Genomic DNA, 15,429 nt, shown 5'->3' with positions numbered 1-15,429 from the left:
CGCCCCGGGCCGGAGGAGGACCGGCCGGGAGGCGGTCAGGAGGTGATCGCCTCGGCGAGCTCCTCGAAGCAGTCGACGTAGGCGTCGATGGCCTCGTCGGTGTGGGTGACCGACAGGGTCCACTCCTCCTCGCGGCCGGGCGTCATGAAGATGCCGCGGTTCATGTTGAACAGCCAGGCCAGGTCGGACAGGGCCTCGTTCTGGTGCTCCTTGAAGGTCTCGTAGTCGATGACCTTCTTCGGGGAGAAGGTGACGCAGCCCTTGCCGCCGACGCCGACGGCGTAGCCGGGCAGGTCGTAGGCCTCGATGACGCGGTTGCAGCCCGCCAGGATGCGGTCGTTGAGGTGGTCGAGGTGCTCGTAGGCCTCCGGGGTGAGGACCTGCTCGAGGTTGGCGCGCACGGCCGCCATGACGAGCGGGTTGCCGTTGTAGGTGCCCACCTGGTAGACGGAGTGGTCCTCGACGACGCTCATGACCTCCTCGGTGCCGCCGATGGCGCCCGAGGGCAGGCCGCCGCCCAGGGCCTTGGCCATGGTGACCAGGTCCGGCGTGACGCCGAAGCGCTTGGTGGCGCCGCCCGGCCCGATGCACAGGCCGGTCTTGACCTCGTCGAAGATGAGGACGACGCCGTGGCGCTCGGTGATCTCGCGGACCGCCTCGAGGTAGCCGGGCTCGGGCAGGACGACGCCGAGGTTCATCATGGCGGGCTCCATAATGACGCAGGCGGGCTTGCGGCCCTCCGCCTCGAGCTGGATGATGCGCTGCTCCATGGACCGGGCGTCGTTGAAGTGCACCGGGACGGTCATGCGGACGACGGCGTCCGGGATGCCGGCGCCGTAGGACAGGGAGGCGGGCGCGTCGTGGTCGCCGATCTGGTCGTAGGGCACGCCGATGGAGACCATGACGGTGTCGTGGTGGCCGTGGTAGGAGCCGAAGATCTTCATCACCGTGTCGCGGCCCGTGTAGGCGCGGGCGATGCGGATCGCGTCCATGGTGGACTCCGACCCGGAGTTCGTGTAGCGCCACTTGGGCAGGCCCCAGCGCTCGGCGAGGTTGTCGCCGACGACGACGGCGTCCTCCGTGGGCGCCGCGAAGTGGGTGCCCAGGGCGTAGCGCTCGCCCACCGCCCGGCCGATGACCGGGTGCGCGTGCCCCTGGAGCATCGAGCCGAAGCCGTTGTGGAAGTCCCACATCTCGTTGCCGTCCACGTCCCAGACCCTGGGTCCCTGGCCGCGCTCGAGGTAGATGGGCCACGGGTCGCGCAGCTGGTAGGAGGAGGCCACGCCTCCGGCCAGGTGCTCGCTGGCGCGCTCGTACATGCGCTGCGATCCGCGGGTGCGCTCGTTGAGGCGCCTGCCCTCGGACTCGGTCAGCTCGGCGACGCGCTCCATGTTGATGCTCATTGCTCTTTCTCCTTCGTGTGGGCCGGCCTGGCGTCCACGCTGTCTTGTGCTGGTTGCATCGGCCCTGCTCGCCGGCCTGGCGCGGTCAGGGGGTTATTGGGGAAGTAGATGGCGAAGTATTCGTGAAGTACTGGCGAGGTACTGTGGATACGCGTGAGTCGCGCGAGGACGTGCGGTGCGCCGGCGCGCGGCCGGCGCCGACCGCGGTCAGTCAGTCGGGCACGGCCTCCTCCTCGGTGATGGCCGCAGCGCCTGCATCGTCGGCCACGGCGTCGGAGACGGCGAGGACCTCGCCGCGGAAGAAGGCGGGGTCGAGCAGGCGCTGGATGATCATGAGGACGAGGCCGAGGGCGATGAGCCCGACGGTCAGGATGAACACTAGCCCGAATCCCAGGATCTGGGAGCCGGAGCCGTAGGCGGGGTCCATGGAGTCCCTGAGGGTCATGACCAGGATGGCGGCGAGGATCGTGCCGCCCAGGCCCGGGGCGAGGAAGCGGAAGAAGAAGTCCCGCGGGGATCGGAACCAGTGGCCCCGGAAGTACCAGACGGCCGCGAAGGCGGTCAGCCCGTAGTAGAAGGCGATCATCGCGCCGAGCGTCTGGACCGTGTCCCACAGGACGGTTGTGGAGACCATCCTCAGCATCGTGTAGAACGTGGCCGCGGACAGCGCCGAGACGATCGTGGCGTTGCCCGGCGTGTAGAAGCGCGGCGAGATGCTGCCCAGGTAGGCGGGCATCGCCCGGTAGTGCCCCATGGCCAGCAGGGTGCGGGAGGGCGAGACGAAGGTGGACTGCAGCGAGGCCGCGGAGGAGGTCAGGACCGTCAGCGACATCAGGATCGCGAAGGGGCCCAGGACCGGCTCGGACAGGGCGAAGAAGACGTTCTCCTGGATGTCGGGGTTGCCCAGCCCGATGCCCTCCTCTCCCAGTCCCGCGAAGGTCATCGAGCCGAGGGTGACGACGATGTAGACCGACACGATGGCCAGGACCGTCAGCACCGCGGCCTTGCCGGGCGTCCTGCCGGAGTCCTCGACCTCCTCGTTGACGGTCAGGGACACGTCCCACCCCCAGTAGATGAACAGGGACAGGGAGACGCCGGCGATGAAGGTCGAGGAGTCCGGCACGGCCAGGGGGTTGAACCAGTCCAGCTGGATGGGGGTGGGGTTCCAGGCGGTCCCGGTCAGCCAGCGGATCAGGGCCACCAGGCCGAAGCCGACGAAGACGACGAGCTGGAAGCTGACCAGGGCGTACTGGAGCCTCTGCGTGGTCTGCATGTCCCGGTAGGACACGAGGGTCGCCAGGGCGATGAAGACCAGGCATGTGGCGATGTTGACGGGCAGGACGTCGGTCAGCCCGGCGATGTCGGGGCGCCCCAGGAGCTGGGCGAGCATGAGGTAGAAGAAGTCGACCGCGATGGCGGCGATGTTGGACAGGACGACGACGGTCGCCACGATCACCCCCCACCCGGCCATCCAGCCCACCCAGGGCCCGAAGGCCCGGGTCGCCCAGGTGAAGGAGGTCCCGGAGTCCGGCATGTAGAGGTTGAGCTCGCGGTAGCCCAGGGCGACGAGCAGCATGGGGATGAAGCCGACGGAGAAGATGGCGGGCACCTGGGCCCCGACCTCGGAGGCCGTGGGCCCCAGCGCCCCGGTGAGGGTGTAGGCGGGGGCCACGCAGGACACGCCGATGACGATGGCGCCGAGCAGCCCGACGGAGCCGGCGGCCAGCCCCTTGCGGGACATGTCAGCGCTCCCCCGGGCCGCGGAGTCGCCACTCATGTCTCCTCGCCGCCCTCCGGGGCGCTGGGCACGGCGACCAGGGGCACGGGCAGGTTGCGCATGATCTTGTTGGCGGTGGGGCCCAGGAAGAGGAGTCCTCTGCGGGCCAGGCGCGCTGATCCGAGCAGGGCCAGCTCGTGCTTCCAGTCCATCGACACGATCGCCGAGCCCATGTCCCCGGCGCGGACGATGACGACGCGCTCGTCCTCCAGCCCGTCCACCGTGAGCCGGGCCTCATCGAGCCAGCTCTCGGCGCGCTCGATAATGCGGGCGTCGTCGGGGGAGTCGCGCGTGGCGACGGTGACCAGGCGCAGGGGGGCGCCGCAGGCCTGCGCGTAGGTCCTGGCGGCGCCCAGGACGGGCTGCCAGCCGCCGGACTCCCCGAGCATGACGGTAATGCGCTCGACGCCGGCCTCGCGGTCGAAGCGGGTGCCTCGGGGAGCCAGGGCCACGGGCACCGGGGAGGCGTTCAGGAGGGTCTGGCCGATGCTGCCCAGGGAGACCCGCCCGGTCAGGCCGTGGCGTCCGCCGCCGGCCACGAGCAGTGAGGAGCCGAGCTCGACGGCGGTCTCGATCAGGCCCTCGGGGAAGGAGTCGTTGTAGCGAAGGTGCTTGGTGACGGGCAGCTCTGTCGGGCGGACGTAGGTGACCTCGTCCATCCACTGGACGACCTGCTGGAGGACGACGTCCTGGTAGGCGATGTCCGAGCCCTCCGTGATGGCCCCGTGGGTGCCGCCGCGGATGATGGAGACCATGTCCATCGGCCAGGAGAGGGCGTCTGAGAGCCTGGCCGCGAGCGCGTAGGCGTCCTGGCCCCCCAGCGAGTGGGTGAAGGCGGTGAGGATGCGCATGTGTGTGCCCCCCGTCCTCACAGCGCGCTCATGACGTGCTTGACGCGGGTGTAGTCCTCGACCCCGTAGACCGACAGGTCCTTGCCGTACCCGGAGTGCTTGAAGCCGCCGTGGGGCATCTCGGCGACGAGGGGGATGTGGGTGTTGACCCACACGCAGCCGAAGTCGAGGTCGCGGGAGAAGCGCAGGACCCGGCGGTGGTCGGCGGTCCAGATGGAGGATGACAGGGCGTAGTCCACGCCGTTGGCCATGGCGAGGGCCTCGTCGTCGTCGTCGAAGACCTGGACGGTCAGGACGGGCCCGAAGATCTCCTCCTGGACGAGGCGGTCCTCCTGGCGCAGGCCGGAGATGACGGTGGGGGCGTAGTAGTAGCCGGTCCGCCCGACCTGGTGGCCCCCGGTCAGCAGCGTGGAGTGGGCGGGCCGCTCCTGGACGAGGCGGGAGACCCGCTCGAGCTGGCGCTCGTTGTTGAGGGGGCCGAAGAAGGCTTCCTCCTCGGGGATGGGCCCGGTGCGCAGGGCCTCGGCGCGGCGCACGAGGGTGGCGGTGAAGTCCTCGGCGACGGCGCGCGAGACCAGGACTCGGGTGGCGGCGGTGCAGTCCTGGCCGGCGTTGAACAGGCCGGCCGTGGCAGTGCCCTCGGCGGCGGCCTCGAGGTCGGCGTCGTCGAAGACGATGACGGGGGCCTTGCCGCCCAGCTCGAGGTGGACCCGGGTCAGGTGGCCGGCGGCGTGAGCGGCCAGGTCCGAGCCGGCGCGCACGGAGCCGGTCAGGGCGACGAGCCCGGGGACGCGGTGGGAGGCCATGAGGCGGCCGGTCGTCGCGTCGCCCAGGACGAGGTTGAACACGCCCTTGGGCAGGATCCTCCCGGCGATGCGGGCGAAGACGAGGGCGGACTCGGGGGTGGTCTCGGAGGGCTTGAGGACGATGGTGTTGCCGGCGGCCAGCGCGGGGCCGACCTTCCACACGAGCATCATGAAGGGGTAGTTCCAGGGGACGACCTGGCCGACGACGCCGATGGGCTCGCGACGCAGCTGGGAGGACAGGCCCTCGGCGTACTCCCCGGAGGCCAGGCCGGAGGCCATGCGGGCGGCTCCGGCGAAGAAGCGCAGCTGGGAGGCGCCGGTGAGGACCTCCTCGCTGCGGATGAGGGAGGCGAGCTGGCCGGTGTTGCGCTGCTGGGCGGCGACGATCTCGGCGGCGGCCTCCTCGACGGCGTCGGCCAGGCGCAGGATGAGCTCCTGGCGCTGCGCCGGGGTGGTCAGCCGCCAGGCGGCGAAGGCCCGCTGAGCGGCGGCGTAGGCGGCGTCGACGTCCTCCTGGACGGAGACGGGGCACAGGGCGACGGTCTCGCCGGTGCGGGGGTCCTTGACCTCGAGGGCGGAGGAGGCGCGGGAGGCGACGGGCGCCCCGTCGATGTAGTTGGGTAGGGGGGACAGGCTCATGGTGAGTCTCTCCGTTCGTGTGCGTGCGGACTGTGCTGGAGCCGCTACCGAGGACGGGCGGCCCGTCTCCTGCTCACTGCTGCGGGCGGGTCGCGCCCCGGCGCAGCCCCTCATGCTCCGCAACACCGCGGAAACATAGGACTTGAGTCCCAAGAGATGTCCGGATAGTAACGTCGTGTCTTATCCGTCCACAGGTGCAAGATGCACAATCTTCACGCGCCCGATCCCCGCTGCGGGCTTGAACCCGCGCGCTCGCGGGCCTGCGCGGGCGTCAGTCCGCCCCGACCCGCTCGCGCAGCCTCAGGGCCATCCACAGGTTGGAGCGCACCGTGGCGTCGTCCAGGTCGACGCCGAGGGCCCGGCGCAGGCGCCGGATGCGCTGCGGCAGGGAGTTGCGGTGGATGCCGAGCCGCGAGGCCACCCGCCCCGTGGCGCCGCCCTCGGCGAGGTAGGCCTCCAGGAGCTCCAGGAGCTCGGGACGCTCCGCGACAGCGCGCAGCTGAGCCGTCACGAGGACGCGGGCGTCGGCCGGGGAGATGAGGTCGATGGCGTCCACGCCGCCCAGGCTCCCCCAGTCGCGCACCTGTCCGGTGCCGCGGGCGCCCCGGGCGGCGTGGGCGGCCTGGGCCCGCGCCTGCGAGAGGGTCTCGATGCGCCCGGGGGCGCTGACCCCGATCCTCATGGCGCCAAGGGCGGCGGTCAGGGCGGCCCGCGCCCCTGTCGCGGAGGCCGGGCCGCGGCCGCCCGCCGCGGCCGCGCCCGCCCTTCTCGGCGGGGCGAGCAGCCGGTCCACCGCCGTCGCCGGGCCGGCCAGGAGGACTCCCTCGGAGACGTCAGGGCCGTCAGGGCCGTCAGGGCTGTCAGGGCCGTCAGGGCTGTCAGGGCCGTCAGGGCCGTCGCCGCCGTCGACCCGCGTCGCCGGAGCCCACACCAGGCAGCCCGCCGGGCCCGACGCTCCCGTCCCGCCCTCGGCAGCGCGGGCCAGAGCCTGGAGAAGCGCCGGGCCCCGCCCCTCCTCGCCCAGGGCGACGGCAATGCGCCAGGTGCCGGTGCGCCCCAGGGCCTGGCAGCCGGGCACCTGCCCGAGCACCGCCAGCCCCTCCCGGATCCGGCCCTCCAGGAGGTGGCGCAGGCCGGCGGCGCGCAGGTCCGCGAGCACCGCCGCCCGCCCCCGGGAGGACTCCTCGGCGAGGTTGAGCAGAGACCACGAGAGCTCGACCGCCAGGTGCACCGGGCCGGCCTCGTCCCGGTCGACGGCGGTGACGAGGTAGGTGCCCGGCTCCCCGGTCAGCCCTATGGGGCGCACTGTCAGGCGGACCCTCCCCTCCTCCACGCCGGCGGCGCCGCGCAGCCCGCGGGACCGGATCCGGGAGATCGTCTCGACGACGAGGCGCTCGTCGAGGAGGCTGCCGACGCCGTAGGGCCCCGACAGCACCTGGCCGTGCGCGGAGTACAGGGCCGCCTCGCCGTGGACGCAGGCCGCCAGCGCGTGCAGGACGGCCACGTCGCTGCCGCGGGCGGCCGCCCTGGTCAGCTGGGCCAGGACGAGGCGGTCGTCGGCGCGCTCGCCGGAGGAGCCGGGCTCGCCGGAGGAGCCGGGCTCGCCGCCGCGCGGCTGGCCGGCGCCGACGCGCCGGCTGATGGCCGTGAAGGACACCTCGTGGGGGACCTCGAGGAGGTTGAGGCCGCCGCGCTCGCAGGCGCGCCTGAGCTCTAGGGGGATGGCCTGGAAGGCGATGCCGGTGCCCAGGCCGAGGGCTGCGGCACCGCCCTCGACGAGCTCGTCGGCGTAGGACGCCCAGACCGCGGCCGGCACCCCGGCCATCGCCAGCCCCGTCGTGAGGACCAGCTCGCTGCCCTCCAGGTAGGAGGCCGGGTGCAGGAGCTCGGTGGCGGCCACCCACTCGACCCGCCGCTCGGGATCCGGCAGGTGGACGGCACGCAGGCGCAGGCGGGGATCGGCGAGGAGCTGAGCGACGGTGACCATGTCGGGCATCCAAGCACACCCCCGGGGTCGTCCGCCTGCGCGAACGGCCGGTCGGGGCCCCGCGGCGGGGCGGCGGGGGTCTCAGCCGCTCTCGCGGCCGCACCCGAAGTGCATGTCGCACACCAGAGGGCGCCCACATGAGCATATTGCTCCGGATGACGGGGGCCGTGCCGTGCTTGACTTCCTGGTGCGCCGGGCCCGCACGCGATGCCAGCGCTGTCACCGCCGCCCTCGGCGCACAACGCCCGGCACGAGCCGCACGGCCTGTACACAGCCCCGACGAGGAAGGCACGACGATGACGACACTGCCCCAGGACGAGCTCATCTCCACCCCCATGCCCGGGCCCAGGGCGCGGGCGCTGGCCGAGCGGGCGCGAGACGCCGTGCCCCGCGCCATGAGCGCGGCCATGCCCACCTTCGCCGCCGCCACCGACCGCGGCATCCTCGAGGACGTCGACGGCAACCGGCTGATCGACTTCGGCTCCGGCATCGGGGTGACGACGGTCGGCGGCGCCGCCGCCCCCGTCGCCTCCGCCGTCCGCGACCAGGTCGACCGCCTGACGCACACATCCTTCGCCGTGACCCGCTACGAGAGCTACATCGCGGTCGCCGAACGCCTCAACGCCCTGACCCCCGGCGACTTCCCCAAGCGCACAGCCCTGTTCAACTCCGGTGCGGAGGCGGTGGAGAACGCCGTCAAGCTCGCCCGCAGGCACACCGGGCGCCAGGCCGTCGTCTGCTTCGACCACGCCTTCCACGGGCGCACCGCCCTGACCATGGGGCTGACCGCCAAGGCCGCCCCCTACAAGGCCGGCTTCGGGCCCTTCCCCCCCGAGCTCTACCGGGTGCCCGGCTCCTACCCCTTCCGCGACGGGCTCGACGGGCCGGAAGCGGCCGAGCGCACCATCGCCCGGATCGAGGCGCAGATCGGCGCCGAGCAGGTGGCCTGCGTCATTATCGAGCCCATCCAGGGCGAGGGCGGCTTCGTCGTCCCCGCACCCGGCTTCCTGCGCGCCCTCCAGGAGTGGTGCGCGGCCAGCGGCGCGGTCCTCATCGTCGACGAGATCCAGTCCGGCATGGCTCGCACGGGCCGCTGGTTCGCCTGCGAGCACGACGACGTCGTCCCCGACCTGGTCACGATCGCCAAGGGCGTCGCCGGGGGCCTGCCGCTGTCCGCCGTCACCGGCCGCGCCGAGATCATGGACTGCGCCGGGCCCGGCTCCCTGGGCGGCACCTACGGCGGCAACCCGGTGGCCTGCGCCGCCGCCCTGGCGGTCCTCGACATGATCGAGGACGAGGACCTGGCCTCCCGCGCCCGCCGCATCGAGCAGATCGGCCTGGAGATCCTGCGCGGCTGGCGGTCCGAGGACCCCCGCGTCGGCGACGTCCGCGGGCGCGGCGCCATGCTCGCCCTGGAGCTCATCGACCCGGGCACGGGGCGCCCCGACGCCGCCCTGACCGGCGAGGTGGCCGCCCGCGCCCGCGAGCGGGGGGTCATCGTCCTGACCTGCGGCACGGACTCCAACGTCATCCGTCTCCTGCCGCCGCTGACCATGCCCGACGACCTCCTGCGCCGGGGCCTGGCCATCATCCACGACGCCCTGGCGTCCGCCCGCGCCTGAGCGCCCCCTGAGAACCGAGGAGGAACCGATATGACCTACCGAACCCTTGAGGCCGCGCCCCGCCTGAGCGGCGTCCTGTCCGGCATCGACGCCCGGGAGGGCCTGCTCATCGGCGGTGCGATGCGGGCCGCCTCCGACCACGGCTCATTCGACGTCGTCGACCCGGCCTGCGGAGAGCCCTTCGCGACCGTCGCCGACGCCACCTTGGAGGACGCGCGGGCCGCCGTCGACGCCGCCGCCGCGGCCCTGCCCGCATGGGGCGCGACGGCGCCCCGCCTGCGCGGGGAGCTCCTGCGCTCGCTGTTCTCGCTCATGATCGACGCCGAGGACGACCTGGCGGCCCTCATCAGCGCCGAGAACGGCAAGTCGCTCGCCGACGCCCTGGGCGAGATCCGCTACGCCGCCGAGTTCTTCCGCTGGTTCTCCGAGGAGGCGGTGCGCACCGAGGGCGGCTTCGGCCCCTCCCCTGCCGGAGGCACCCGCACGCTGGTCACCCACCGGCCCATCGGGGTGGTCGCCATGATCACGCCCTGGAACTTCCCGGCCGCCATGGCGACCCGGAAGATCGCCCCGGCGCTGGCCGCCGGGTGCACCGTCGTCCTCAAGCCCGCCAGCCTGACGCCCCTGACGGCGGTCGCCCTGGGGCGCCTCATCGAGCGGGCGGGCGTGCCCGCGGGGGTGGTCAACATCCTGCCCTCGACCCGCTCGGCGCAGATCTCCACGACCTGGCTGGAGGACTCCCGCGTGCGCGCCGTCTCCTTCACCGGCTCGACGCAGGTGGGCAGGACGCTCATGCGCCAGGCGGCGGACAAGGTCCTGGTCTCCTCCATGGAGCTGGGCGGCAACGCCCCCTTCATCGTGGCCCCGGACACCGATCTCGACGCCGCCGTGGCCGGCGCCGTGCAGGCCAAGTTCCGCGGGGCCGGCGAGGCGTGCACCGCGGCCAACCGCTTCTACGTGCACGCCGACGTCCACGACGCCTTCGTCGAGCGCCTCGCCCGGGCGGTGCGGGCCCTGAGGGTCGGCCCGGCCCTGGGACCGGCCGGGTGCGAGATCGGACCGATGATCACGGTGCGGGCCCGCGACGCGATCACCGAGCTCCTCGAGCGCGCCGTCGCCGCGGGGGCCCGCGTGGCCGCCCGCTCCGAGTGCCCGACGGGGCCCGGGGCGTTCCTCCCGGCGACGATCCTGGCCGGTGTGGCCCCCGACGCCGAGATCGTGCGCACGGAGATCTTCGGCCCGGTGGCCCCGGTCATCGCCTGGGATGACGAGGAGCAGATGCTCGGCTGGGCCAACGGCACCGACGCGGGGCTGGCCTCCTACGTCTTCTCCGGGGACCTGGGGTGGGCGATGCGGTTGGCCGAGAGGCTCGAGTTCGGCATGGTCGGCATCAACCGGGGCCTGGTCTCGGACCCGGCCGCGCCCTTCGGCGGCCTGAAGGAGTCCGGCATCGGCAGGGAGGGCGCCCGCGAGGGCGTCCGGGAGTTCCAGGAGACCCAGTACTGGTCGATCGCCTGGGACTGAGGCGCCCCGGCCGGAGGGGAGCGCTTTGTGCGAGCGTTGTCGCTCCCGCTAGGCTCACCGCGTGTCTGATGTCTCTGCGCGCCTACCGCGCCCCTCATGGGCGGACCTGTCGGCGCGCACCGAGCTGACGGTCGCCCGGCGTCGTGTCCTCGAGCTCATTGAGACGGCCCACCGCCCGATGACCGCCGCCGAGGTGGCCTCCGCGCTGGACCTCCATCACAACACCGTGCGCGAGCATCTCGACGCGCTCGTCGACGCCGGTTTCGTCGAGGTCTCCTCCAAGCCGACGGGCAGGCGCGGCCGCCCCGCGCTGCGCTACGCCTCGACCGCCCCGAACCCGGAGGAGGTCCTGGACTCCTACCTCACCCTGCTCGACGCCGTCGCCGAGACGCTGGGCACCGGCCCCCGGGCCCACGAGCTCGCGCTGGCGATCGGGCGGCGCTGGGCGCAGATGACGCCGTCGGTGCAGGATGTCGGGGACTCCGGCCAGGGCGCCGGCCCGACCCGGCGCACCGCGGGCCTCCTGCCGGCCCTGTCCATGATGGGCTTCGCGCCCGAGCCCCACGGGGACGCCCTCGTCCTCAAGGCGTGCCCGCTGGTGTCCCGCGGCCGGACCCCCCACCCGCTGGTGTGCGTCATGCACGAGGGCTACCTCAACGAGGTCTACGAGCGCGCGGGCCTGCACCGCTCCTCCGCCGGCGAGACCGGCGCGCGCACCCGCCTGACGCTGGTGCCGCTGTGCGAGGACGGCTGCCGCGTCGTCGTCGAGCACGGGGAGGCGCCCGCCTGAGCGGGTCCCGCCCGTCCCGCTCACTACGCGACAACCAGCCTCCCCATGGCGCCCTTCTCCATGTCGGCGAAGGAGTGGGAGACGAACGTGTAGGTGCCGGGCTCGGCCGGCACGGCCTCGACGAAGCCGCCCTGGGCGGGCTGCAGGCCCAGGGCCTGCCCGCCGCCGGACCACGCGGCGCCGATCCGGCCTGGTCCCCCGAGGCTCCAGGCCCCCTCGAGGAACACCTGGTCGAGCTGGAGCCCGACGCAGTGGAAGCTCATGGGCTCCGACGGCCCGGCGTTGAGGACCCAGAAGCGGATGCGCTCACCGGGCCTGGCGGGCAGCGGCCGGTCGCGGTACTGGAATGCGATGCCGTTGAAGGCGAACAGGTCGGGCGTCTTGGCGGCGACCTTGGCCGCATCGGTCTGCCCGCCCTCGGGGCCCAGGTAGATCTCGGACTGGACCAGGAGGTACTCGTGGTCGACCTCGCCCAGGCCGGGCGGGTCGATAATGACGGCGCCGTGCATGCCGCCGGCCAGGTGCACGCTCATGGGCGCCGTCGAGCAGTGGTAGAGCCAGATGCCCGCGCGCTGGGCGACGAACTCGTAGACGAGCCGCTCCCCGGGGTTGATCGAGCGCATGACCCCGTCCGGGGAGACGACACCGGCGTGAAGGTCGAGGGAGTGGCTCATGGTGCCGTCGTTGACCAGGGTGATCCTGAAGGTGTCGCCCACCCTGCCGCGCAGCACCGGCCCGGGGACCCGGCCGTTGAAGGTCAGGCGCCTCTGGGTGACCCCGCCGCCGACGTAGCCGACGGGCTCGGTGACGGTGAAGGTGTGCTCGTGGAGAGTGCCCGTCCCGGCCGCGGGCAGGACGGCGTCGAAGGCGGGGACGTCGTCGGGCAGGACCGCCGAGTAGTCGGGCACCGCGTCGTCGGAGTCGTCGGAGGGGCCGCCGGCCGGGGCCGCCGGGCCGCCGAGGTCGCCGTGGTCCTCGTGACCCGCCGCAGTGCTCTGGGCGCCGGTCGTGACGTGGAAGACCATGCCCTGCGCGCGGTGCCCGGCGACCGAGCACCAGCCCTCCAGCGGTCCGGCCACGACGCCCGCATCCAGGGTGCCGGTGGCCCCCGCCGCGACGCGCCCGGTGGTGGCGGTGCCGCCGTCCGAGACCTCGACGACGAGGTCGTGGACCTGGTCGGAGGTGTTGCTCAGGGTGATGACGAGCCGGTCGCCGGGGGAGACCGTGACGGTGTCGGGCACGAAGCGCATGCCCTCAACACTGACGGCGGCCTCGACGGTCCTGCCCGTGGCGGTCACCGAGCGCGTCCCCACCCCGCGGCCGCCGACCGCGGCGCCCACGACGACGGCCGCCCCGGCGGTGAGCAGCCCGAAGAGCGCGCCGCGGCGGTCGACGGCGCGTGCGTCCCGGCGAGCGTCCTCGGCGTCCTGCGCGGAGGCGGCGCGACGGCCGGGGCCGACGGCCGGGGCCGTGCCGGAGGTCACGGCCCCGCGGTGCACCCGGCCGCGGCCGGACTGGCCGCCGGCTCTGGCGGAGCCGGCGGACCGGCCGGGGCCGGCGCCGGTGGCGTCGGAATCGGCGGGGGGCTTGTCACTCATCTGCTCTCTCCCGAATACTCTCCTGAGCCTGAGGGGGCCGGTGCGCGGCGGGGCTCCGGCCGGGTCCCGGCCGCGGGGACGGCCCGCGGGTGCGGCGCACGGCCTCGCGCACGCTCATCCCCATGCCGACCGGGACGTAGGCGGCAACGGCTCCCGCGGTGACCGCCCCGCTCAGGCGCACCTCCCAGGGCAGGGCGGTCATCAGCGCCAGGGCGAGGCAGGCGTTGGCGGCGACGACGCGGTAGGCGGCCGCACGGTCCATGATGGCGTTGGTCGCGCGCGTGGTCGCCGGGCCGCCGCCGAGCATGACGGGGCTGAGGTAGCTCAGGGCCCCGGCGAGAACCTGCAGGGCGAAGCCCGCCGCCAGGAGCACGCGCACGCCGTGGATGACCTCCCGGGCGGCGGCGGCCCGGTCGGCGGGCCCGGCGTCGCCGAGTGCCAGGGCCCCGACGCCCGTGCCGATACGCACCACGCCGATGAGGAACCAGGCGACCGCGGCCGTGGCCGAGGCGGTGGCGAAGGAGGTGGGCGGCACGCGCCGAGCGCTCCTGGCCGCTGGCACGATGACGCCGCACGCCCCGGCCAGGTAGACGGCCATGCCGAGCGCGGCCAGCGGCGCGAGCGCCCCGGAGGCCGCCACGAGCGCGGTGCCGGCCACGAGCAGGGGCAGTCCGCGGGCACTCCAGCGCGGCGCCCCGGGCTCCATCTTGGTGCGCAGCATGGTGGGCCACAGCACGGTGAGCGTGCCGAGCACGGTGGTGCCGACGAAGCCCAGGAGCATGGTGGTCGTGTGGGCGACGTAGAGGATGTCAGACAGGTGGGCGCGGCCGCGGGCCCCGGCCCGGCTGGTGAGGTAGCCGAGGGCAGCGCCGAGCGCGAGGAGCGTCAGGGCGACGGCGTAGTGGACCGCCAGGGCCGCCAGGCGCGGCGCGACGGCGCGGCGGTACTGCACCGCGATGGCCAGTGCGCCCGTCAGGGCGGCGAGCGCGACGACCGTGGCGCCGACCACAGTCAGGGCGGACAGGTTCGCGGTGGTCCCCGCCAGGACGAGCGCCGTGCCCGCGCCGTGGGCGTACAGCCGGGCGTCGAGCAGGGCGGCCCCGCCCAGCGCCGGGCGGTGCAGCAGGGTGTCAGCGAAGTGCGCCGACCACACCGTGATCGCCGAGCCGATGCCGCCGAGCATGAGGGCGTGCAGGGGCAGCCACGTTCCCCAGGAGCCCAGCGGTCCGCCGATGACCAGGACGGCGAGCACGGCGGCGACCACGATCCAGGCCACGACGAGGCTGTTGCGCCGCACCTGGGTGCTGCGGCGAGACGGCTTGCGGGCGGGGCGCGCGCCTGAGGCGGGCACGGCTCAGGGCCTCCGTGCGGCGGCCGGGCCGGCCCCGGGACGTCCTGCGGCCGGAGCGGTCGCGGCGCGGGTGGTGATCCGCGCCGTCATCATGGAGAGGACCCAGCCGAGGACGATGGCGGGGGCGACGGTCTTATAGGCGCCTCGCCCGGCCCCGGGGCCGGCGTCCAGGGGGCTCAGGGTCCAGGCCAGCCCGGCGACGGCGAGCCACAGGCGGCCGGTGAGCGCGCAGGCCGCGGCGAGGCGCGCGGCGCCGGTGACGCGGATCGCGCCGCGGGCGACGTCGTCGCGGGCCATGACGACGGCCATGGCGAGCAGGGCGGGGCCGATGACGAGGCGGGCGGACTCGGTGACGCCCAGCATGCAGGCGCCCAGCAGGGCAGCCGCCGACACGGCGCGCAGGACCTCCTGGACGACCGTGCCGGGCACGGCGTCCGATGAGCCCGGGGCGGCGGGCTCAAGGTGCTCGCCGACGACGGCCAGCACGGGGAGGAGCAGCCACAAGGGGACGCAGGTCGCGATCGCCATGCCGCGCAACCAGAGCAGGTTCCCCAGCATCAGGGCGATGGCGCCCATGGCCCGGACGTCCACGGCGACGGAGGCGGCGCGCTGGTGAAGGCGCGCGTCGACGGCGCACAGGGCCGCAGAACCGAGAAGCGCCAGGACCTGACCGGCCGGCTCGGGAACCCCGGCGACCAGGGCCAGGCAGCCCGAGGCGCAGCCGATGGGCGCGAGGAGGGCCCAGGTCTCGCCCACGGCCGCGACCCGCCCCAGGGCGATGACCGCGCCCAGGAGGCCGACCAGCAGGAGAGGGTCGCGCAGGGCCGCGAGCGCGGCGCCGCCCGCCGGCGCCCACGCGCCCAGCCTCAGCAGCACGGCGTCGAGTCCGGCCAGGAGGCAGGCGCCGACCAGGGCGAGGGCCAGGACGATGAGCCCGGACGTCGGCCGGGGCGGACCGGGACGAACCGGGACGACCGGCGTCGGCGCCTGGGGGGCTCGGGCGGAGGCGGCCGAGCCTGGGTCCTTCGACACACTCGCCCCACTTTTTTCCACAACAGTCACCGTAATAAAATAGTGGCAG

General features: G+C 73.9%; 11 protein-coding genes. 3 read left to right on the top strand and 8 right to left on the bottom strand.

Features of this window, described 5'->3' with window-relative positions; all coding sequences use genetic code 11:
• Positions 1–35 precede the first annotated feature (35 nt).
• The 5 genes from AIF0345_RS04615 to AIF0345_RS04595 form a co-directional block, all read right to left on the bottom strand.
• Entirely contained in the window at positions 36–1,403 is a 1,368-nt protein-coding gene (locus AIF0345_RS04615) for an aspartate aminotransferase family protein (protein ID WP_043561297.1), read from the bottom strand.
• 211 nt (positions 1,404–1,614) lie between these two features.
• On the bottom strand, positions 1,615–3,180 hold the full coding sequence (locus AIF0345_RS04610) for an APC family permease (protein WP_285297414.1): 1,566 nt from the start codon (positions 3,178–3,180) through the stop codon (positions 1,615–1,617).
• Positions 3,177–4,031 (bottom strand): universal stress protein, encoded by an 855-nt coding sequence (locus AIF0345_RS04605; RefSeq protein WP_268916528.1) that lies wholly within the window; start codon positions 4,029–4,031, stop codon positions 3,177–3,179. Before AIF0345_RS04605 ends, AIF0345_RS04610 begins: the two co-directional genes overlap by 4 nt.
• A 17-nt stretch (positions 4,032–4,048) precedes the next feature.
• Entirely contained in the window at positions 4,049–5,476 is a 1,428-nt protein-coding gene (locus tag AIF0345_RS04600; RefSeq protein ID WP_285297412.1) for an aminobutyraldehyde dehydrogenase, read from the bottom strand.
• A gap of 271 nt (positions 5,477–5,747) precedes the next feature.
• Positions 5,748–7,463, bottom strand: a complete 1,716-nt coding sequence (locus tag AIF0345_RS04595) for a PucR family transcriptional regulator (RefSeq protein WP_285297410.1) — start codon at positions 7,461–7,463, stop codon at positions 5,748–5,750.
• Between the two features lie 296 nt (positions 7,464–7,759).
• Here AIF0345_RS04595 and gabT point away from each other — a divergent pair, with 296 nt between their 5' ends.
• The 3 genes from gabT to AIF0345_RS04580 all read left to right on the top strand — a co-directional run bounded on the left by gabT (position 7,760) and on the right by AIF0345_RS04580 (position 11,399).
• On the top strand, positions 7,760–9,085 hold the full coding sequence (gene gabT, locus AIF0345_RS04590) for a 4-aminobutyrate--2-oxoglutarate transaminase (RefSeq protein WP_285297408.1): 1,326 nt from the start codon (positions 7,760–7,762) through the stop codon (positions 9,083–9,085).
• A gap of 30 nt (positions 9,086–9,115) precedes the next feature.
• Positions 9,116–10,609, top strand: coding sequence for an NAD-dependent succinate-semialdehyde dehydrogenase (locus AIF0345_RS04585; protein WP_285297406.1), 1,494 nt, complete (start codon positions 9,116–9,118; stop codon positions 10,607–10,609).
• Between the two features lie 61 nt (positions 10,610–10,670).
• The gene (locus AIF0345_RS04580; RefSeq protein ID WP_043561322.1) at positions 10,671–11,399 is read left to right on the top strand and encodes a helix-turn-helix transcriptional regulator; all 729 of its coding nucleotides are present in this window, start codon (positions 10,671–10,673) and stop codon (positions 11,397–11,399) included.
• Between the two features lie 23 nt (positions 11,400–11,422).
• Here the strand turns inward: AIF0345_RS04580 and AIF0345_RS04575 are convergent, their stop codons facing one another.
• The 3 genes from AIF0345_RS04575 to AIF0345_RS04565 are packed head-to-tail and all read right to left on the bottom strand — an operon-like array spanning position 11,423 to position 15,380.
• Positions 11,423–12,997 (bottom strand): multicopper oxidase domain-containing protein, encoded by a 1,575-nt coding sequence (locus AIF0345_RS04575; RefSeq protein ID WP_268916523.1) that lies wholly within the window; start codon positions 12,995–12,997, stop codon positions 11,423–11,425.
• Complete coding sequence (locus AIF0345_RS04570) at positions 12,990–14,348, bottom strand: hypothetical protein (RefSeq protein WP_285297403.1); 1,359 nt, start codon at positions 14,346–14,348, stop codon at positions 12,990–12,992. The genes AIF0345_RS04575 and AIF0345_RS04570 overlap by 8 nt, the downstream gene beginning before the upstream one ends.
• A gap of 3 nt (positions 14,349–14,351) precedes the next feature.
• Positions 14,352–15,380: a hypothetical protein gene (locus tag AIF0345_RS04565; protein ID WP_285297401.1), complete on the bottom strand. Its 1,029-nt coding sequence runs from the start codon at positions 15,378–15,380 to the stop codon at positions 14,352–14,354.
• Between the last annotated feature and the right edge of the window lie 49 nt (positions 15,381–15,429).

It is taken from the genome of Actinomyces israelii, from assembly GCF_030253495.1.
Lineage (GTDB): Bacteria > Actinomycetota > Actinomycetes > Actinomycetales > Actinomycetaceae > Actinomyces > Actinomyces israelii.
Note: the sequence above shows the minus strand (reverse complement) of the source record. Positions and strands in the feature narration are given on the sequence as shown.